Origin of the sequence: Streptococcus anginosus (assembly GCF_001697145.1) — a bacterium.
Classification (GTDB): Bacteria; Bacillota; Bacilli; order Lactobacillales; family Streptococcaceae; genus Streptococcus; species Streptococcus hominis.
Genome location: NZ_CP012719.1, coordinates 437,999 through 457,602, shown reverse-complemented (window position 1 = coordinate 457,602; position 19,604 = coordinate 437,999). Strand labels below are relative to the sequence as shown.

The 19,604-nt window shown below is 38.2% G+C and carries 17 protein-coding genes and 5 pseudogenes; 2 read left to right on the top strand and 20 right to left on the bottom strand.

Features of this window, described 5'->3' with window-relative positions:
• Positions 1–54 precede the first annotated feature (54 nt).
• Together SanJ4206_RS02295 and SanJ4206_RS02290 are read right to left on the bottom strand one after the other, a co-directional pair.
• Complete coding sequence (locus tag SanJ4206_RS02295) at positions 55–1,179, bottom strand: AI-2E family transporter (RefSeq protein WP_003028351.1); 1,125 nt, start codon at positions 1,177–1,179, stop codon at positions 55–57.
• 124 nt (positions 1,180–1,303) lie between these two features.
• Positions 1,304–1,741: pseudogene (locus SanJ4206_RS02290) on the bottom strand (GNAT family N-acetyltransferase).
• 63 nt (positions 1,742–1,804) lie between these two features.
• Between SanJ4206_RS02290 and SanJ4206_RS02285 the strand changes: the two are divergent.
• The gene (locus SanJ4206_RS02285; protein ID WP_003028354.1) at positions 1,805–2,218 is read left to right on the top strand and encodes a MarR family winged helix-turn-helix transcriptional regulator; all 414 of its coding nucleotides are present in this window, start codon (positions 1,805–1,807) and stop codon (positions 2,216–2,218) included.
• A 235-nt stretch (positions 2,219–2,453) separates the two neighbouring features.
• Here the strand turns inward: SanJ4206_RS02285 and ileS are convergent, their stop codons facing one another.
• From ileS to typA, 15 genes and pseudogenes are all read right to left on the bottom strand, one after another.
• A complete protein-coding gene (gene ileS, locus SanJ4206_RS02280) occupies positions 2,454–5,246 on the bottom strand; it encodes an isoleucine--tRNA ligase (protein ID WP_003028355.1) in 2,793 nt (930 codons plus the stop codon).
• 262 nt (positions 5,247–5,508) lie between these two features.
• Positions 5,509–6,294, bottom strand: a complete 786-nt coding sequence (locus tag SanJ4206_RS02275; protein WP_003028356.1) for a DivIVA domain-containing protein — start codon at positions 6,292–6,294, stop codon at positions 5,509–5,511.
• A 9-nt stretch (positions 6,295–6,303) separates the two neighbouring features.
• Complete coding sequence (locus tag SanJ4206_RS02270; RefSeq protein WP_003028357.1) at positions 6,304–7,095, bottom strand: YlmH family RNA-binding protein; 792 nt, start codon at positions 7,093–7,095, stop codon at positions 6,304–6,306.
• Positions 7,096–7,099: 4 nt separating this feature from the next.
• Positions 7,100–7,363 carry a YggT family protein gene (locus SanJ4206_RS02265; protein WP_003028359.1) on the bottom strand — a complete coding sequence of 88 codons (264 nt, stop codon included), beginning with the start codon at positions 7,361–7,363 and terminating at the stop codon, positions 7,100–7,102.
• Positions 7,364–7,367: 4 nt separating this feature from the next.
• Positions 7,368–7,733, bottom strand: a pseudogene (locus SanJ4206_RS02260) (cell division protein SepF); the annotation flags it as partial.
• 96 nt (positions 7,734–7,829) lie between these two features.
• A pseudogene (locus SanJ4206_RS10085) lies at positions 7,830–7,913 on the bottom strand (cell division protein SepF); the annotation flags it as partial.
• Positions 7,914–7,922: 9 nt separating this feature from the next.
• A complete protein-coding gene (locus SanJ4206_RS02255; RefSeq protein WP_003028361.1) occupies positions 7,923–8,594 on the bottom strand; it encodes a YggS family pyridoxal phosphate-dependent enzyme in 672 nt (223 codons plus the stop codon).
• A 1-nt stretch (position 8,595) separates the two neighbouring features.
• Positions 8,596–9,870, bottom strand: coding sequence for a cell division protein FtsZ (gene ftsZ, locus SanJ4206_RS02250; protein ID WP_157622019.1), 1,275 nt, complete (start codon positions 9,868–9,870; stop codon positions 8,596–8,598).
• Positions 9,871–9,888: 18 nt separating this feature from the next.
• A pseudogene (locus SanJ4206_RS10080) lies at positions 9,889–10,089 on the bottom strand (cell division protein FtsA C-terminal domain-containing protein); the annotation flags it as partial.
• A pseudogene (gene ftsA, locus SanJ4206_RS02245) lies at positions 10,068–11,274 on the bottom strand (cell division protein FtsA); the annotation flags it as partial. The pseudogenes ftsA and SanJ4206_RS10080, both read right to left, overlap by 22 nt.
• A gap of 122 nt (positions 11,275–11,396) precedes the next feature.
• Positions 11,397–12,461, bottom strand: a complete 1,065-nt coding sequence (locus SanJ4206_RS02240; protein ID WP_003028363.1) for a cell division protein FtsQ/DivIB — start codon at positions 12,459–12,461, stop codon at positions 11,397–11,399.
• Positions 12,458–13,528 carry a UDP-N-acetylglucosamine--N-acetylmuramyl-(pentapeptide) pyrophosphoryl-undecaprenol N-acetylglucosamine transferase gene (locus tag SanJ4206_RS02235; protein ID WP_003028364.1) on the bottom strand — a complete coding sequence of 357 codons (1,071 nt, stop codon included), beginning with the start codon at positions 13,526–13,528 and terminating at the stop codon, positions 12,458–12,460. Before SanJ4206_RS02235 ends, SanJ4206_RS02240 begins: the two co-directional genes overlap by 4 nt.
• Before the next feature lies 1 nt (position 13,529).
• Positions 13,530–14,882 (bottom strand): UDP-N-acetylmuramoyl-L-alanine--D-glutamate ligase, encoded by a 1,353-nt coding sequence (murD, locus tag SanJ4206_RS02230; RefSeq protein ID WP_003028365.1) that lies wholly within the window; start codon positions 14,880–14,882, stop codon positions 13,530–13,532.
• Between the two features lie 73 nt (positions 14,883–14,955).
• A complete protein-coding gene (locus SanJ4206_RS02225; protein WP_003028366.1) occupies positions 14,956–15,240 on the bottom strand; it encodes a DUF3165 family protein in 285 nt (94 codons plus the stop codon).
• 64 nt (positions 15,241–15,304) lie between these two features.
• Positions 15,305–17,146, bottom strand: coding sequence for a translational GTPase TypA (gene typA / locus SanJ4206_RS02220; protein ID WP_022525294.1), 1,842 nt, complete (start codon positions 17,144–17,146; stop codon positions 15,305–15,307).
• Between the two features lie 176 nt (positions 17,147–17,322).
• On the opposite strand from typA, the gene SanJ4206_RS02215 reads away from it, so the two are divergent.
• A complete protein-coding gene (locus tag SanJ4206_RS02215) occupies positions 17,323–18,048 on the top strand; it encodes a 16S rRNA pseudouridine(516) synthase (protein ID WP_022525295.1) in 726 nt (241 codons plus the stop codon).
• 20 nt (positions 18,049–18,068) lie between these two features.
• Here the strand turns inward: SanJ4206_RS02215 and SanJ4206_RS02210 are convergent, their stop codons facing one another.
• From SanJ4206_RS02210 to SanJ4206_RS02200, 3 genes are all read right to left on the bottom strand, one after another.
• On the bottom strand, positions 18,069–18,449 hold the full coding sequence (locus tag SanJ4206_RS02210; RefSeq protein ID WP_003028370.1) for a rhodanese-like domain-containing protein: 381 nt from the start codon (positions 18,447–18,449) through the stop codon (positions 18,069–18,071).
• The gene (locus tag SanJ4206_RS02205; protein WP_003025724.1) at positions 18,443–18,667 is read right to left on the bottom strand and encodes a YqgQ family protein; all 225 of its coding nucleotides are present in this window, start codon (positions 18,665–18,667) and stop codon (positions 18,443–18,445) included. Before SanJ4206_RS02205 ends, SanJ4206_RS02210 begins: the two co-directional genes overlap by 7 nt.
• Positions 18,668–18,940: 273 nt before the next feature.
• Positions 18,941–19,468 carry a Dps family protein gene (locus SanJ4206_RS02200; RefSeq protein WP_003028371.1) on the bottom strand — a complete coding sequence of 176 codons (528 nt, stop codon included), beginning with the start codon at positions 19,466–19,468 and terminating at the stop codon, positions 18,941–18,943.
• Positions 19,469–19,604: the final 136 nt, after the last annotated feature.

The window sequence follows — 19,604 nt, the reverse complement described above, 5'->3', positions numbered from 1 at the left end:
CCTTCTGAATGTCTATTCATCTTTCAGACTTTGAAATTATTCAGCGTCCTGCTCTTATTTATTAATAATTCCGTACTCCTCATTTTTCTTTTGCTCCTGTGCAGCTCGATGATTATCATATAAATTCGCTAGGAATTTTGCAATTTCTTTCAAAATAGAATAAATCGGAATCGCTACAATCATCCCAACAATCCCATAAATATTACTTGACAAAAGCAAGAGAACCATAATGGTAATTGGATGCACCTTCATCACGCCACCTACAATCCGTGGATAGAGAATATTTCCGTCAATTTGCTGCACAATTAACATATATATAACTGCAATCACCATTTTTTTCGGATCAGCAATCAGATAAGTGATAATCATCGGAATCAACCCAATGCTTGGACCCACATAAGGAATAAGATTAGCAATCATAGAAAAAATAGCAAATATCAAAGCATATTTCAGACCAATAACACTATAGCCAATGAAAGCCAACGTTCCAATAATAAACGCATCAATCGAAATCCCACTAATATACCGAGCAATCGTTGCATTAAGATTGGTCAATAATTTCGTGATGTTGAGCTTATCCCGCTTCAAAACAGTTCTTTCCAACATGGGCAGTAATTTATCCCCGTCAATTAAGAAATAGACCAAAAAGATCGGCGTCATGATGAGAATCAAAAATGTATTCACTACTGCTGAAACGACACTCCCCAGACTATTGGTGACACTATTTAAAATATTTTGCAAAATATCCACATAAGACAAATTTAACTGCTTAATAATAGACTGGATATTCAGATTTTTAAAGAGAGAGTGCTGCGATAGCTGGTTAATCCAATTTTGCAATTCTCCATAAACATTTTGACTAGAAGAAATCAAACTTGTCAACTGCGTAATCAAAATAGGTAGCAGATAAATAATGCCCAGAGCAATAATCCCAAACAAGAGAACCAAGGTAATCAAAATTCCAAAAATCCTCTTAATTTTCAGCTCTTTCTCCAGGAATTTCACTAAAGGATTCGTCACATAGTACAAAAATCCCGCAATTAGAAAAGGAATTAAAACCGTATTTAAAACGCTCACAAAAGGGGAAATCAAGCCGTCCATTTGCCGCCAGATAAAAAAGATAATGGTTAGTAGTAAGACTTCTGTTGTCCAAAAAAATAACTTACTTTTATGAAACATACTGTTCCTCCTATCAGCTATTCTATCATATTTTCCACTAAAATAGAGTGCTTTTCTTAAAATGGCTTAAATTATTTTAGGAACAGACTCTTTCGTTTCCCATTATCAAAACTTATTTTCCCATTTATTCTCGTTTGTAAACCATTTTCACATGTACTCGTGATTCTAAGATGAAGGGTTCACTAACAGCTTCAAATCCAAATTTCTCATATAAGCCCACCACCTGCTCTTGCGCCTCTATGTAGATCTCTTTTTCAGGCCATTTTTCAGCACAAGTCTCCATAATAGCTTGGACCAACTTACGACCAAGCCCTTAACCGCGAGTAGAAGCCGCTGTTACGACACGTCCAAAATGAATAGTAGTGCCCGTTTCAAATACTCTCGCATAAGCATCTACCTCGCCTACTTCATTTTCATGAAAAATATGGATAGCTTCTAAATCGTGCTCGTCCAAATCATTATAAACACTATTTTGCTCTACGACAAACGTTTCCAAACGCAATTTTAAACATTTATAAAATTCTAAGGTGGTTAATTCCTCAAATGTCCTTTTATACCACATACTTGTTTTCCCCTCTTCTTTATTATATAATAATTGTAAATGCAACTATAAAAGGAGCCTTTTATGGATTATCGTCATCTCTTTCGTCAAATGGGCATAATTTCTCGTCAAGCCATGATGAATATGAATCATGAAGCCAGCCAATACAACCTAGATAATAATCTTTTTCTTATCCTTATCCGCATTGTTGAGCATGAAGGACTGAATCAATCTCAACTTTCTCATATGGTAAAAATTGATAAAACAACACTTAGTCGCTCCCTTAGAAAACTAGAGGAAAAAGGATTTATCACAAAGAAAGTCAACTCTCAAAATAAGAAATTTAAAGAGCTTTTCCCTACGACGAAGGCTTTGCAAATCTACGACCGATTGATTGGATTTGAAACGACCTATATCCAGACTGTCATGAAAGATTTGACTTCCTCTGAACTCTTTCAATTAGAAGCCATCCTCAATAAAATAGAAAATTCTCAATGAAATCAGTATAACATACATTAGTTGCATTTGCAACTTTAAAATTAAAATCTGACGAGGCTGGGACAAAAGTCCTTAACCTCGTCAGATTTTTATGAGTTTCTTGCAAGTCGCAGTGATTGAGTGGGTTCTATGTGGTTGATGAATCACCCTTTACAGCCCTACTCAACTGTGCGGGGGTGGGACGACAAAATCAAATTTCTCCGAAATTACCGATTTTTGTCCCACTCCCTTTTGATTATTTCGTTTCAAATCCTTCTGCAACTGCTTGCGCAAAATGTTCTTCAACGATTTCTGCACAGTGGTCACAAACAATTGCATGATAGCTACGTTCTTTGACTGTTTCATCTACCCGACGGCAGCGTTCACAAACTTGTCCCTCTGCATGCTCAACTGTAAAAGCTACATCCTCGAAAGCAACAGCATGCTCAGGAGCTGTTTCATCTGCGATTGTTAATTTAGAGACAATGAAAAGTTGCGCAACGTCGCTATTAACCGCTTCAAGTAGCATTCTCACGACTTCATTTGGATAAACAGTCAAGTGAGCTTCCAAGGATTTTCCAATCACTTTTTCGTTACGTGCTTCTTCCAAAGCTTTTTGAGCTTGACTGCGGAAGTTCATAAAGGCTGTCCAAGTATCTAACAGTTCTTCCTCATTAGGGAAAGTCAACGCATCTGGCAATTCTGCTAATTGAACAAATTCTTCTGGCTCATGATCTAAGTAAGACCAGATTTCCTCTGCTGTATGTGGAAGAATTGGGGTCAACAATTTTGTAATTTTTACTAAAATATCATAAAAGACGGTCTGCATTTGGCGACGTTCCAATGATTTAGCTGCTTCAATATAGACAACATCTTTTGCAAAATCAAGATAGAAAGCTGATAAATCAACTGTCACAAAGTTTACAAGCGCTTTGTAAATATCCAAAAATTCAAAATCTGCATATGCTTCACGAATCGTCTTGACAAGTTGGTTAAAGCGAACAGTCATGTACTTATCAACAGTGCGAAGGTCATCATAGGCAACAGCGTCTTCTTTTGGATTAAAATCAGAAGTATTAGCAATCAAGAAGCGCAAGGTGTTACGGATTTTTCGGTAGGTTTCAGACACTTGACCAAGAATATCCATAGAGATACGCACATCGTTGCTAGAATCCACACTCGTCACCCAAAGGCGCAAGATTTCAGCTCCAAATTGTCTTTCAACATCACTTGGAGCAATGGTGTTGCCGAGAGATTTCGACATCTTTTCCCCTTTGCCGTCCAAAGCAAAGCCTTGTGAAAGGATTTGTTTATAAGGAGCCACTCCATGATTTGCAACAGATGTGATGAGAGAGGAGTTAAACCAGCCACGATATTGGTCAGAACCTTCAAGATACAGGTCGGCAGGATAAGTCAATTCAGGACGATTGACCACTACACCATTCCAAGAAGAACCTGAATCAAACCATACGTCCATGATGTCTGTTTCTTTAGTGAACGTACCATTTGGTGACCCTGGATGAGTAAATCCTTCTGGCAACAAATCTTTCGCTTCTCGTTGCCACCAAATGATAGAGCCATGTTCCGCAAAGAGCTCAGCCACATGCTCAATTGTTTGCTCTGTCATAATCGGTGTGCCGTCCTCCGCATAGAAGATTGGAAGTGGCACTCCCCAAGCCCGCTGACGCGAAATGACCCAATCTCCACGGTCACGGATCATATTGTAAAGACGAACTTTACCCCATTCAGAGTGGAACTTCACTTTTTCAATCTCATCAAGAATTTCCTGACGGAATTTTGAAACTGAAGCAAACCATTGCGGTACTGCACGCCAAATAATTGGCTTTTTCGTCCGCCAGTCAAATGGATAAGAGTGAGAGATTTCTTCTTGCGCAAGGAGAAGTTGACCTAACTTTTCAATTACTGTAGGAACTACCTTGTCATAAAATTGCCCTGCAAAATCTGGACCAGCATTTTCCATCATGATACCACGTTCATTGACTGTAACGGCTACTTCTAAGCCATTTGCAATCCCAACATTGTAGTCGTCCTCACCAAAACCAGGAGCAGTATGGACAATTCCTGTACCGGAATCTAGTGTAACGTGGTCACCAAGAATCACCAATTCATCTACTTCCTCATCCCACGGGTGCTCTGTCACGATATGATTCAATTCAACACCGCGATGAGTTGCTAAGACCTCTACATCTTCCCAGCCGAATTTTTCAGACAAGCTATTGAGCAGATCAGAAGCAACGACAAATTTACGACTTTCCCCAGCTGGCTTTACCACAACATAATCAAAGTCCGCACCTACTGTCAAACCGCGAGAAGCCGTAATAGTAAATGGCGTTGTCGTCCAAACTACAATATAAGTATCTGTATCCAGCACATTTTTGCCGTCTTTCACCTTATTTGCATAGTAAAGAGAGGTTGAAATCAAATCATGATACTCAATTTCTGCCTCTGCAAGAGCTGATTCAGATGACCATGACCAATAAACTGGCTTCGCACCGCGGTAGATATAGCCTTTTTTCGCCATTTCTCCAAATACGCGAATCTGAGCAGCTTCATAATCCGGAGTCAACGTCACATATGGATGCTCCCAATCACCAGAAACACCTAAACGTTTGAAATCTTCTCGTTGTTTGTCTACTTGGCTGAGTGCGTAATCTCGACAAAGTTTTAAATACTCTGCCAAATCCATTTCTTTTCGCTTCACACCTTGCTTTGCCAGAACTTGCTCAATCGGAAGACCATGAGTATCCCAGCCTGGAATGTAAGGCGCATAATAGCCAGACATCGATTTTGAACGAACGATAATATCTTTAGAAATCTTGTTCATGGCATGCCCAACGTGAATATTTCCATTAGCATAAGGAGGGCCATCATGAAGTGTAAAGTGTGGTTTACCTTCATTCAATTCTTGACGGCGATGATACAACTTTGCATCTTCCCACTCTTTTTGCCAAAGAGGTTCTTTATTCGGCAAACCAGCACGCATTGGAAAAGCTGTTTTTCCAAGATTAAGTGTTTCTTTTAATTTCATAAGTTCTCCTTTTTCATATTAGTAACAAATTAAAATAAAAAAACCACAAATTCATCCAAAGGACGAAAATTCGTGGTACCACCTTCATTTAGATAAGAATAAGATTCCTATCCCTCTTACTCGTAACGTGAGTTAAGCGTTAAATCTTACTATTTTCAGATCTAAGTTTGCAAAATGATAATCCTAACAAAAGGGATTACAGGTCTCTCACCATCACCTGCTCGCTGCGAATATTTTGTTAGCATCTTGTTTTTACATTCTCTTATAAAATATCTACAGATTCTGTTGAAGTAGCTTCTGAATCATCTGTTGAAATCTCAGCATTTGTCAGATTTAATCCTAAGACAGACTCATCTAATGTTTCAAACGCTTGTGTTTCGGCTAATTCACGATTTGCTTCTTCAATGCGTCTTTGTAATTCTTCCATTTCTTCTGGAGAGAACTGACGCGTCACATCCACTTCATCTTCTTCTGGAGTCGTTACGACTTCACCCAAAGCAGACTGAACAACTTCTTTAAAGGCTTCATCACTAGTCTGCAAGTAAGTAGCTGTTGGGCGAAGAATATCTTCCCATTCTGAAGAATTCACAATGCTTAATTGACTTTCAATGGTTGATTTTAAACGTTGGTGGAAAACACGCGTTTTATTTTTCAACTCTTCTGTTTCAACAGCCACTTTCTTAGCATTATCAGTCGCTTGACGAAGAATTTCATTAGCCTTGTATTTTGCCTCATCCAACAAATGTTGGGCCTCTTGCTCAGCCTTATGAACAATGTTTTCAGAACGGTCATTTGCTGCTTGTTTTACACGTTCTGCCGTATCTTGTGCAATCAATACAGACTGGCTAAGGGAATCCTTCATCTCGTCAAAATAGGTCAAACGTTCTTCCAGATTTTTAATTTTTGACTCTTGTTCATGATTGACACGAACTAAATCTTCGTAATCTTGGACAATGATATCAAGAAATTCATCTACTTCATCAACATCATATCCTCTAAATTTGTGAGCAAAAGCTTTATCTTTAATTTCTAACGATGTAATAGCCATATTTTCTCCTTACTTACTAGACAATAATTCAACAGTTAACTTGTACTTCCCATTTTTTGAAAAGCCATTTTCTCTTAAAACTTTTACTCTCCCATATCCTCGTACACTAATTAAGTCATTCAATAACAAATGATGACTGGGATTATCCAGCATGGAATAGTTTACCTTAACTTGCTTTGTTGCTATCAGCCGAGCGGCAATGCTTCGTGACAAATGAAATGAGGCAGCTACCACTTTATCCAAACGCATACTAGAGACAAGCACATCTCTTAGCTTTGAATCAGTTTGAGCGATAATTTGTTGTGAAAAATCTACTTGCTTTAATTTCACAGGTGTCTTTGCTATCCTTGAGATATGATCGATGAAAAATTGAGTGAATTTCTTATCTACCATAATTTGTGCTCTACCTGAAGCTACAAGAATATCACCAAAAACTTTACGTTCAATCCCTAATTGATTCAATAACGTTCCCATTATTTGCGAATGAGTTAAATGGTGAAATTTATTCGCATAGCTAATTTCTAACAACTCCATTTCAAAATCACTTAATTGCAACTCATAGTAGAGAGGAGCAATAATGACTTTAGCAAATTCACTCGTATAATAATCCGAACTTGAAAATATTTGCAATTGTAAATGATTTCCAAGATTGCGTAAAACTTCAACTTGATATGGATTTACAAACGAAGTTACTTCAAAAGAATAAGAATCCTCAACTCGCTGCATCTTTTCTAAGCTTTTATCAACAAATTCACGATCTTCTTCTGTAAAATGTTGGTATAAATGTTTAATATTCTTCATGAATTTAAGCTAAAAGCAAAAGAGCATTCAAAATGATGCCAGAAACCAAATTCAAAAGAAAGATAACGATAAGAATCGTCCAATCAAGACCAGCAAATTGTAAATTGAAACGTTGAAATGGTTTCAAAACAGGCTCTACTATCCGTAAAATCAACTGACCAAGTGATGTTTGATAGGCACCCGGAAACCAAGATAAGAGAGCATACACCACTAAAATAAATGAATACACTCTTACCAAATTATAAAGTATGTTTACAATCCAAACCATGTTTTTATCTACGTTTCATATCAAAATCAAATTCGCCACTTTGCAAATCATCAGGCAATTTTAAATCCTCAATATTTACAATAACATTGATTGGTGTTAAAAGGTACATTGTACTCGCAACTTTTTTTATGTTCCCAGCAAGCACATAACGCGCACCATCCAAATAATCCAAACAACGACGAGCTTGCACTTCTGTCATATATTGAAAATCAATCAAAATGCTTTCATTAACAATTAACAAATCAACAATTTCAGTTGTTTCTTCATATTTTCTTGGATAACGAACATTGATTGTCACTTTGTCATCTGAAATTGTCCGATGTTGTGCCAATTCTTGCTGGCGCGCATGAAGACGAGTGATATTCTCATTTGCTCCTGACCTTGTAGAAGATTGTACAGAACTACTTGCTGTATGTACTGTTCTTTCTTTAGTAGGTGTTACAGATTGACTACTCGCACGTGGTGGTAGCTCAGGCGTTTGAACGCCAGCATCTTCACCATCTTCCGTAAAGTAATCAATGAATTTATCAAATCTATCTTTAAGAGACATAATACTTTCCTATTTAAAAAATGCGGTACCAATTCTGACAAAAGTCGAACCATTTGCAATAGCTATTGTATAATCACGGCTCATTCCCATACTTAAATCAGTAAAAGGCATATTAGGTAACTGTTTACGTTGTAATCTTTGCTGTAATTGATAGGCTTGTTGGAACATGACATTTAATTCCGCTTCATCTGCTTCAATTGGTGCCATTGTCATCAAACCTACAATCTGAATGTTTTCAAGTTTTTCTAGCTCAGGTAAAATCGTATCTATTTCCTCTACAGCAAAACCATGTTTACTAGCTTCTTTGGAAATATTTACTTGTAAAAAGCATTTAATGATATGTTCAGCTCTTTTGTTGATTTCTTGAGCTAATTTTACTGAATCTAAGGCATGGAAATAATCAACATAATTGATGACGTCTTTCACTTTCCGCCTTTGAAGTGTACCAATTAAGTGCCAAATTACACGTTCATCTTTCAGAGCCTGATATTTCTCTAGAAATTTATCAACTCGATTTTCACCGATATGATGAATTCCTGCTTTAACCAGCTCTTTAGCAGTAGAGCTGTCAACATATTTGGTGACAGCTATTACTTCTACTGAATTTTTTGAGCGATTAGCTTTTTGAGTAGCTTGTGCTACATTTTCTAAAACTTGATATGTATTCTTTGCTAAATCCATTTTATCGGTTTTTAAAGAATGGTGGTGTTTCTAATTCATCGTCATCAGAACTGGTGTCTTCATAACGTTCCACAGCTGGTGCGGCACTCGCATCTGTTGAGCGAACAATATTCTCACGACGCAAATCCCAATCACCAAATGCTGAAGCCTGTGGCGCTTCTGTCCGTTGACGACTTGGCTTTGGAACTTCAAGATTTTCAGTCAAATCAAAGTTACGGTCATAACCTTGGCTTCCTCTAGAATTACGATTTTCACGAGTTCCAGCTGCATAAGAATTTTGTTGAGCAACTGGACGAACACCACTTACTCGATCAATTTTTTCTTGACGAACACCCGTTGCAACAACTGTCACACGAATTTCATCTTTCATGCTATCATCAATAGAAGTACCTAACCAGATATTAACACCATGACCAGCTGCTTGATTGACAATTTCTGATGCTTCTTCTGCTTCAATCAAGGTCATATCAAGACCACCTGTAACGTTGATAATGACATCTTCAGCTCCATCAATCGTTGTTTCAAGAAGCGGTGAATAGATAGCCTTACGTGCAGCTTCAATAACACGTTCTTCGCCACTACCAATACCGATTCCCATAAGAGCATCACCTTTATTTGCCATAACGGTTTTTACATCGGCAAAGTCAAGGTTAATAAGTCCTGGGCTTGTAATCAAGTCCGTAATTCCTTGTACACCTTGACGAAGGACATTGTCTGCTTCGCTCAATGCTTCAAGAAGAGGAGTTTTCTTATCAACAATTTCAAGTAAATTATTGTTTGAAATGATAAGAAGTGTATCTACATGCTCACGAAGTTCATTGATTCCTTCAATCGCAAAGTTACCACGCTTACTTCCTTCAAAGCCAAACGGACGAGTAACAACTGCAACAGTTAAGGCACCAAGACCTTTTGCAATACGAGCAATAACTGTTGCAGCACCTGTACCAGAGCCACCGCCCATACCAGCAGTAATAAAGACCATATCAGCTCCCGTAAGAGCTTCCGTCAACACTTCTTCGCTTTCTTCAGCCGCTTTACGACCGATTTCAGGCTGTCCTCCAGCACCTAGACCGCGCGTCAACTTTGGTCCAAGCTGAATAACTGTTTCTGCTTTTGAGCCACTCAGAGCTTGCACATCTGTATTGGCAGCGATAAATTCAACGCCTGATACTCCTTCATCAATCATGCGGTTAATGGCATTACCACCACCACCACCGATACCAATAACTTTAATTACTGCTCCTTGTGCCGCAGCTGTATCAAATGAAAATGTCATAATGTATTACCTTCTCCTTTAATCAAACATATTACCAAGTAGATTTCGAACACGATCTGTCAATTTTTCTTTTGGTTGTTGAGATTGTGTCGGAAGTGGTTCGGGACGTTCAACTTCTTCTGCTGGTTCAGCAATCGGAGTCACAGTTGTTTGTTGCGGCTGAGTAAAGCGCTGCAACGGATTGAACGACTGACTTTGTTGAGTCGGACGAGAAAATTCAACCGGTTGATGACGCAGAAGTTCATCACCGTGAACGGCAGCTTGTGCTAAAACATCCACTTCAGATAGATTTCCAGCATATTCTGATAAGCTAATGACATGAGCAAAAGCTGGATTACGAATACCGATTTGATTTGGTACATATAGTTTAACAGGAACACCGAAAACTTCTTGCGCCAATTCCACCACACCTGGTAAAATTGCACCACCACCAATAATAACAAGTCCACCTGGAAGTTCTAATAAGTGTCTTCTTTCTAAATCTTGCTTGATTTGTTCAAAGATATGCTTAACACGTGCTGAAATAATTTCTGCTAAATAGCGCTCTGTTACTTCAACTGGCTCCACTTCTCCAATCACTTCCACTTGGAATGACTCATTGCTAGCAGCCGGTACATAAGCCTCTCCGTAATTAAACTTCAAACTTTCGGCAAGTTTTTTAGAAGTTTTTAAAACTTTTGAGATGTCTTTTGTGACGTATTCGCCACCTTCTTGATAGATATTAGTGAATTGCAATTCTTGGTTGCGGACAGAAGCAACTGTTGTCTGTCCTCCACCCATATCAATAACAGTTGCACCAAATTCACGTTCGCCTTCATTTAGAACAGATTTGGTCATAGCAAGCGGAGAGATGATAATATTTTCAACTTGAACTCCTGCACGCTCAACTGTTTTTCGTAAATTGTGAAGAATGGTACGTGGTCCTGTGTAGAGAAGTCCACGCATTTCTAAACGAATGCCCATCATTCCACGAGGATCACGAATTCCTTGGAAGCCATCTACAATGAACTCTTCAGGAATAAAAGTAATAACTTCTCGGTCTGGAGTCATACTTTTTGTCAAAGCAGATCTCACAACATTTTCAACATCTGCATCTGTGATTTCTTTTGTTTCGCTTGTTACAGGAATCATACCTTGCGTTGGCTCAATCTGCAACAAGTTAGCAGGCAAGCCAACATTCACCAGCTTAATGGAAATACCTGCTTTTTCCTCTGCTTGTGAAATTGCAGATTTTATAGCACTTGCTGCTGCTTCGATATCTACAATGATACCATCTTTTACGCCAGCACTTTTGGCATTACTAACCCCAATTACATTTAATTCATTGTTTACGTGTTCTGCTACCAAGACCTTAATGGAGCTTGTTCCGATATCTAATCCTGTAAAAAAGCCATCTCTAGCCATTAGACCATTCCTCTCTATCTACCAAGTTTCTCACTTATCAATTTAACTATCAAAAAAGTATAGTTATTCAAAGCATATTATAACATAAAAAAATAAAAATTGGGTAGATTTTCTGCATTATTTTAGCTATTTCTATAACTAAATATTCCTGCTTCCATATCCACAACGCTTGTTTCCGTCAATTGTGGTTTAATTTTTTCATAATAAGGCAATTTTTTAGCTACTTCTGACAAAGGAACTAGAATTTTATTTCCATCTGTCATAGTGATTGTCAGCAAATCTTCAGTCGCTTTACTCGGTGTATGCTGAACCGTTTGAATTTCTGATTTGATTGTATTAGAAATACCTGATAATTGTTGCACAAATTTCTTAAGCATTGCTTTATCTGAAAAATCAAGTGTTATATAACTTTTTGGCAACTGGGATTTTTTAACCGGAGTAGCAATTTCTTCTCCACTAGATAATACTGGGAAATACTGCTCCCCAGAATAATCATAAGCAACAACCGTGTATTCTGTTACTTTTATTTTAAATGTAATTGGAAATTGGTAACTTATCTCTGCTTTTTTCACCCATAGACTTGACAATTTAATATTTCTAGCATGTGCCTTTTGACTTAAATATGTCGTCAAGGTGTAAGCCTCTTTTTGAATACTAGAAGCATCCAGCACCTCTGTTTTTGAAAGCTGTTTATTGCCCGTTACCTCTATATTCTTTAATTTTGAATAGGGGCTTATAAAATAAATAGCTAAAATTAACAAAATAGAACTTAGAATCAATATTGGCAAAGCACGGTAGATATGGCGAGGAGCGATTTTTTCTCTTGTCTCTTTTGCTTCCCGCTTAGCTTGTTTGCGTTCTGCTTTCTTCTTTTTTCGCAAGGCTGCTTTATCAAGAAGAGGTTCATCTTGTTCTTCCTCAGAAGTTTCTGTCTCGGTAGGCTTTTCCGCTTCCTCTGACTCGTTCTCTTGAGTATCCGCTGTCACTTCTTCTGTATTTTCATCATTCTTTTCGACATTCTCTTTTTCAGAACTTGGCAAATGCTGCTTTTTTTGCTCTGCTAGTTCTTTCTCTTTTTCAGCTTCTTCTTGAGCCTTTTTTTCAAGGTATTCCTTGTTTCTTTTTTGCCACTCAGAAAGTTTTTCTGTTTCTTGCTCTTTCTGATCCTCTTGCTTCTTTTTTGTCATTTTCTTCCTTTGTCCATGTCATTTTTTAAAAGGTTATAAAATTCATCTAACGATTTTATTTCGTGGGACTGTTTCATGTTTTCTTCATAAAATTCTTTCTGTTCAAGCAACTCTGTTATCATTTTTTGAAGATTTTCCAAATTCAATTGAGACTCGTCTAATTTTTTAGCATAGCCTTTTTTTACAAAATAATCTGCATTTTCAATCTGGTCACCGCGACTTGCTTCGCGTCCCAAAGGGACAATTACATGAAGCTTTGCCATAGCCAACAATTCAAAAATAGTATTAGATCCGCCACGTGTAACAACGACATCTGCCAAGTCCATCAACGGTTGATAGAGGTCAGTCACATAGGCAATTCGGTACAGATGATTTGATAATTCGTCTAAGCTAGCATCGCCTGATAAATTGATAATATTGTAATGCTGAGTTAATTCTATTTTATTTGCCGTTACAAAATCATTAAAAACCTTTGCTCCTGCTGATCCACCAACAAACAGGAGTGTCGGAAGGTTTTCATCAAAATACTGCTGAATGGCTTGAATCTGATCATTTGGAGCAGTTATTTTTTCTCCTACCTTTGTTACAGCTCCCACATGCTCAATTTTTGTCAACGCATGGGCTTGTTCAAAAGTAGAATACATTTTTGTCGCACATTTGTAAGCAATTTTATTTGCTAGACCAATAGAGAGGTCTGATTCATGTACATAAACTGGAATCCCAGCTAAGCGAGCTGCAATGACAGGAGGAACTGATACAAAACCACCTTTAGAAAAGAGAGCTTGCGGACGAACCTTTAACATAATTCCTAAAGATTGCAAAATGCCCCAAGCCACTTTGAATACATCTAACATATTTTGCCAAGAAAAATAACGGCGTAATTTCCCCGTTGCTATAGAATGAAAAGTGATATCCAAACCTGACTTCTGGATTTCTTGGTATTCAATCCCATGCTTGTCACCAATATAGTGGACTTGCCAACCTGCTTCTAGGAATTTTGGAATGAGCAAAAGGTTTAGAGTCACATGACCAACCGTTCCTCCACCTGTAAATACAATCTTTTTCATCTTAACCCTTTAATTCTTCAAATGTTGCAATAAATTCATCGCCACGAACTTCAAAATTTGGATACATATCCCAGCTAGCATTTGCAGGACTGAGAAGAACAATATCACCTGCTTGAGCTTCAGCAAAAGCTTTTTGCGTCGCATCTTTCACATCAGCAGCATCCATATAACTAACACCTGCTTTATCTGCTGCTCTCTTGACACGTGCTGCAGATTCTCCAAGAATAACCATTTTCTTCACCCCTTGAATATCTGGCACCAATTCGTCAAATTCATTGCCACGGTCCAGTCCACCAGCAATCAAGATAACCTTGCTATTGTCAAAACCAGACAAAGCCTTTTGCGTTGCAAGAATATTTGTTGATTTACTATCGTTATAAAATTTAACATGGTTGATTTCACCGACATATTGAAGGCGGTGCTTAACGCCACCGAAACCTGCCAATGTTTCTTTGATGACTTGATTTTCAATGCCACGCAGTTTCGCAACTGCAATAGTTGCAAGGGCATTTTCAACATTATGGCTACCCGGAACGCCAAGCTCATCTGCTGCCATAACAGGCTCTCCACGGAAGGTCAACATGTTTCCCTCTAAGTAAGCGCCGTCTACCTTTTCTGTCGTTGAAAATGGTACAACGGTCGCTTGCGTCTTTGCAGCCAGCTCTTTCGCTAATGTTTGATTGAAATTCAATATGAGGAAGTCAGATTTGCTCATATTTTTTTGAATGTTCCATTTAGCAGCGACATAATTTTCAAAAGAGCCATGATAATCAATGTGAGTTGGCATCAGATTAGTAATCACTGCAATCTCTGGGTGAAAGGTTTCAATGCCCATGAGTTGGAAAGAAGACAACTCCATGACCAATGTATCATTTTGGGTTGCGGTTGTTGCAACTTGACTGGCTGGAAAGCCAATATTCCCAGAAAGCAGACCATTTTGACCACCTGCAGTCAAGACTTCCGCAATCATCGTTGTCGTTGTTGTTTTTCCATTAGAGCCCGTAATCCCAATAATTGGAGCATCTGAAATCAAATAGGCTAACTCCACTTCAGTGATGACTGGGATTTTCTTTTCCAAAGCTCTCGCTACCATAGGATTGTCGTAACGAATACCGGGATTTTTGACCATCAGTTCAAACTCTTCGTCCAAGAGTTCCAAAGGATGACCACCTGTTACCACTTTGATACCTTCCTCAAGAAGAGACTGAGCAGCAGGATTTTCCTCAAATGGCTTTCCGTCATTCACTGTAACAATCGCTCCCAACTTATCTAGTAAACGAGCAGCGGCTTCACCAGATTTGGCCAAGCCTAAAACTAACACTTTTTTATTTGCAAAATTTGTAATGTGCTTCATAATACGCCTCTTTTTTTATTCTTCCTATCTATTTTACCTTTTTTTCAGAAAATAAAAAAGCCTTTACGGCTTTTTATTCTTGTCTGTTACGAAGTTTTGAGCAAAACGATACTTTTTTATCTTTTTGTGATAATTTTGAAATATCACGTAGGGAAAAATATGCTACGCCTATCATAAAAATTCCTATGAAAAACTCAGACGGTAATTGAAAAATCTGAAATACTGCCAATCCTAGTAAAATGATAAAAGCGACTAGGGCAATCACTAAAACTACTACATTTAAAGTTCCTTTAATGCTCTGTGGAGCAGCAAAAATGTAAAATAACAGAATGAGAATTCCAAAAATCAAATAAAACATTTCTGCTCCTTTCTAGCCCATCCGCTTCTTTAATATATTAACAACTAAGCAAACCGTTCTTTCATTATTCAGCTGATTTTTTCTTTTTAGCAGCTTTGGCACGTTGGTTTTTATCAAGAATTTGTTTCCGCAAACGGATTGATTCAGGCGTCACTTCCATGTATTCGTCATCGTTCAAGAATTCAAGTGATTCTTCCAATGTCAAAATACGAGGCGTCTTAATAACCGCTGTTTGGTCTTTCGTTGCAGAACGAACATTGGTCATTTGTTTGGCTTTTGTAATGTTGACCGTCAAGTCATTTTCACGTGAATTTTCACCAATAATCATCCCTTCGTATACTTCTGTACCTGGATTGACAAAAATCGTTCCACGTTCCTCAATAGACATGATAGAGTATGTCGTTGCCTTTCCTGTATCAATTGACACAAGAGCTCCACGACGGCGTCCTCCAATCTCACCTGGAATCAATGGTAGGTATTGATCAAAAGTATGGTTCATAATCCCATAACCACGCGTCATAGAAAGGAATTCAGTTGAGTACCCAATCAATCCACGCGCAGGCACAAGGAAAATCAGACGTGTTTGTCCGTTTCCGGTAGCCACCATGTCTAACATTTCACCCTTGCGCTCAGAAAGACTTTGGATAACCGAACCTTGGTATTCTTCTGGGGTGTCAATTTGCACACGCTCAAATGGCTCGCATTGTATACCGTCAATTTCCTTGACGATAACCTCTGGGCGCGACACTTGTAACTCATAACCTTCACGGCGCATGGTTTCAATTAAGATTGATAAGTGTAATTCTCCACGACCTGATACAATCCATTTATCTGGCGAGTCAGTCGGATCCACACGAAGCGAAACATCCGTTTGCAATTCAGCCTGCAAGCGTTCTTCAACTTTCCGAGATGTTACCCATTTCCCTTCACGACCAGCAAATGGTGAATTGTTCACTAAGAAAGTCATTTGAAGTGTTGGTTCATCAATATGGAGAATCGGCAATGGTTCTACTGCATCTGTCGGAGTAATCGTTTCACCAACGAAGATATCTTCCATACCAGATACGGCAATCAAATCGCCCGCTTTGGCTTCGTCAATTTCACGACGCTCTAGCCCAAAGAAACCAAATAACTTGGTGACACGGAAATTTTTCGTTGTACCGTCTAATTTAGAAAGCGTCACTTGGTCTCCAACTTTCACAGTCCCGCGGAAAACACGACCAATCCCGATACGCCCCACAAAGTCATTGTAGTCCAAAAGAGAAACTTGGAATTGAAGGGGCTCATCTGAGTTATCAACTGGTGCTGGGATATGATCAATAATTGTATCAAAAAGTGGTGCCATAGTGTGTTCTTGGTCAGCTGGATCATCTGACATAGAAGATGTCCCATTAATAGCTGAAGCATAAACAACTGGGAAATCTAATTGGTCATCGTCAGCACCGAGTTCAATGAAAAGTTCCAAAACCTCGTCCACTACTTCTGCAGGACGTGCAGACGGTTTGTCGATTTTATTAACGACAACAATCGGCACCAAATCTTGCTCAAGAGCTTTTTTTAACACAAAACGAGTTTGTGGCATGGTTCCTTCATAAGCATCAACAACCAGAACAACCCCATCCACCATTTTCATGATCCGCTCAACTTCTCCACCGAAGTCCGCGTGTCCTGGAGTGTCCATGATATTGATACGAACACCGTTGTAAGCAACAGCTGTATTCTTAGCAAGAATGGTAATTCCGCGTTCTTTTTCAAGATCGTTGGAGTCCATTGCGCGTTCTTGCAACTCTTTTCGATCGTCCAAGGTATGTGATTGCTTCAATAATTCATCTACTAGCGTTGTTTTCCCGTGGTCAACGTGAGCGATAATAGCGATATTGCGAATATCTTCTCTTAATTTTGTCATTTTATCCTCTAAATCTTAAGTTTTATTTCTAACTGAACAATTATACCACAGATTAAGGCAAAAAACACGGTTAAACTGGGTGTAAATGTTTTCATTAGAAAATCAATGTCCTACAAATTTATTTACATTCTTTATTGCAAAATTATGATATGATAAGAAAAAACAAAGGAAACTGTATGCGTTTAGATATTCTACTAGCTCAAGCTCACATTAGCCGTAAAAAAATGAAGCAAGCTCTACTAAAAAAGAAAATCTTAGTAGATGACTGTCCCGCTCGAAAACTCAGTCAAAATGTTGATACAGGTTTGCAGACGATTACGCTAGAAGAACAACCTGTCCTTGGCAAGCCTCATCAGTATTTTATGATGAATAAACCCCTTGGCGTTGTGACAGCTAACTCCGATGCCAAATTCCAAACAGTTCTAGATCTCATCAGGCCTGAAGATTTCAGTGAAGATCTATATTCTGTTGGACGGCTCGATCGAGATACTTCTGGACTGCTGTTAATCACTGACAACGGTCCGCTTGGTTTTCTACTACTTCATCCTCAATATCATGTCACAAAAACATACGAGGTTGAAGTTAATGGTCTCCTAGATGACCAAGCAGTACAATCCTTTCAAAAGGGCATCGTTTTTCTTGACGGAACAATTTGTAAACCAGCCACTCTTACAATTCGTTCTTCTAGCTCAAACAAGAGCCGTGCTACTGTCACTATTTCTGAAGGAAAATTTCACCAAATCAAAAAGATGTTTTTAACTGTTGGCGTCAAAGTTACTTCTCTGAAACGAATTCATTTCGGAGATTTTGAATTAGAACCAAACTTAGCCACAGGAGAATACCGAGTATTGAACCAAGCAGAACTCGAAATAGTGAGGCACTATCTAGAAAAAAGCTATTAAAAGTGAGCAACCCGCTTGGATTACTCACTTTTGATTTTTCCTTTCCATCCATCTAGTCCTGTAGAGAGGATGTAAATATCTTGATAACCTTGTTTTTTTAATAGAATAGCTGCATTCATCACACGTTGTCCACGACTATTTTCGTACAGTAAAACAGCCTTGTCCTTACGAATCGCTCCTAAGCTTGTTTTTAATTGCTGTGACGGAATATTTCGTGCCCCTAAAATATGTTTACGACGAAAATCGGCTGGATCTCGTAAATCAATTAACTGACCTTGACGAATCATATCACCAAATTCTGCATTGTCTACTACCTTAGCCGCACGACGAACACGAATATAGTTAAAGCCCATCCAGCCTAACGTTCCAACAATAATTGCAAATAAAATCCAGTTTAACATGTTTTCTCCTCATTCTTCTTCAAATATTGTAATTCCAACTGATGTTCCTTTCGCAAGACCCGCTCAGCTTCTAGATAGTCCATTCTTTCTATCAAGCCCGCATCATAAATCCTCTCTAACTCAATTTTCATCATTTCAATATCATACAAGCGCTTACCCATATAGATAATAATGCCAAAACTTTTGAGGTATTGCTGCACATCATAAAGTGTTTTCATGAGGCTTATTTTACCAGAATTTTAGGAGTATTTCAAGGTTGAAAAGAACTCATTTTGTAAGTAAAACATTCTTCAAGTGCTCAAAAACAACAAAAAAGCCGCCGATTGGGCGACTCTTATAGGGAGATTATTATGAAAAAGAAAAGTTTAGGATTTTTATCAAATAAAGTTAGGAGGTCTTCATCTGATGATGTTAGTATAACGCCACCTCCTTAAACTTATCTTAAATTCTAAAAGATTTTAAAAATTTATTTTCTACTCTCAAAAATTTACTTACAAACCCGGAGTTTGACCGATTTCTGCTGTTAACATCCAGATATTCTTTTCAAGTTCTGCTTTTGCACCGACAAAAATATCGTTGGTCACATCATCCCCTTCTTCATCTGTTACATCCAGAGCTTCTTGGTAGAGGCCTACCAAGTAACGGAAGATTTCGATGACACGTTCCAAACTTTCTGCAACATTCTTACTGAATTTTCCTTCTTTTTCTTCAATATTGCTGTGTTGGATAAATTCACTCAAAGTTGAATACGGCGTTCCACCTAAAGTAATCAAACGTTCACTTACTTCATCCAAAGTCGTATCCAAGGTTTCCATGTACTCGTCCATCTTAGGATGCCAAACCATAAAACCAGCTCCACGCATGTACCAATGTACTTGGTGAAGAGCAATACGAGCAGTGTATAAATCTGCTACTGCTTGGTTCAATACCACTTTTGTTTTGGGAAGAGACTTACTGAAAGACTCAACACTTGAGAAAGTTGCAACATCTTTTGCTGCTTCATTTTTTAGATTAACCATTATCCTACCTCGCTTTTATTTAGAATGATTCTAATCTTTTTGATTATAATTTAATTATAATGTTTCTAAATAAGAAAGTCAAATGATTGAACTCAGAAATTTCTTTTATTAGAAAAGTTGCAATTTTTTAGAATTA

Bases quoted from the DNA above. Each gene is read 5' to 3' on its own strand.
- SanJ4206_RS02270 (WP_003028357.1), bottom strand. From the start codon at position 7,095: ATGAAGAATATTAAACATTTATACCAACATTTTACAGAAGAAGATCGT.
- SanJ4206_RS02240 (WP_003028363.1), bottom strand. From the start codon at position 12,461: ATGACAAAAAAGAAGCAAGAGGATCAGAAAGAGCAAGAAACAGAAAAA.
- SanJ4206_RS02215 (WP_022525295.1), top strand. From the start codon at position 17,323: ATGCGTTTAGATATTCTACTAGCTCAAGCTCACATTAGCCGTAAAAAA.
- murD (WP_003028365.1), bottom strand. From the start codon at position 14,882: ATGAAGCACATTACAAATTTTGCAAATAAAAAAGTGTTAGTTTTAGGC.
- SanJ4206_RS02295 (WP_003028351.1), bottom strand. From the start codon at position 1,179: ATGTTTCATAAAAGTAAGTTATTTTTTTGGACAACAGAAGTCTTACTA.
- typA (WP_022525294.1), bottom strand. From the start codon at position 17,146: ATGACAAAATTAAGAGAAGATATTCGCAATATCGCTATTATCGCTCAC.
- SanJ4206_RS02235 (WP_003028364.1), bottom strand. From the start codon at position 13,528: ATGAAAAAGATTGTATTTACAGGTGGAGGAACGGTTGGTCATGTGACT.
- SanJ4206_RS02265 (WP_003028359.1), bottom strand. From the start codon at position 7,363: ATGGTTTGGATTGTAAACATACTTTATAATTTGGTAAGAGTGTATTCA.
- SanJ4206_RS02255 (WP_003028361.1), bottom strand. From the start codon at position 8,594: ATGGATTTAGCAAAGAATACATATCAAGTTTTAGAAAATGTAGCACAA.
- SanJ4206_RS02205 (WP_003025724.1), bottom strand. From the start codon at position 18,667: ATGAAAACACTTTATGATGTGCAGCAATACCTCAAAAGTTTTGGCATT.
- ftsZ (WP_157622019.1), bottom strand. From the start codon at position 9,870: ATGACATTTTCATTTGATACAGCTGCGGCACAAGGAGCAGTAATTAAA.
- SanJ4206_RS02225 (WP_003028366.1), bottom strand. From the start codon at position 15,240: ATGTTTTATTTGATTTTTGGAATTCTCATTCTGTTATTTTACATTTTT.
- SanJ4206_RS02285 (WP_003028354.1), top strand. From the start codon at position 1,805: ATGGATTATCGTCATCTCTTTCGTCAAATGGGCATAATTTCTCGTCAA.
- SanJ4206_RS02200 (WP_003028371.1), bottom strand. From the start codon at position 19,468: ATGGTTAATCTAAAAAATGAAGCAGCAAAAGATGTTGCAACTTTCTCA.
- SanJ4206_RS02210 (WP_003028370.1), bottom strand. From the start codon at position 18,449: ATGTTAAACTGGATTTTATTTGCAATTATTGTTGGAACGTTAGGCTGG.
- SanJ4206_RS02275 (WP_003028356.1), bottom strand. From the start codon at position 6,294: ATGGCTATTACATCGTTAGAAATTAAAGATAAAGCTTTTGCTCACAAA.
- ileS (WP_003028355.1), bottom strand. From the start codon at position 5,246: ATGAAATTAAAAGAAACACTTAATCTTGGAAAAACAGCTTTTCCAATG.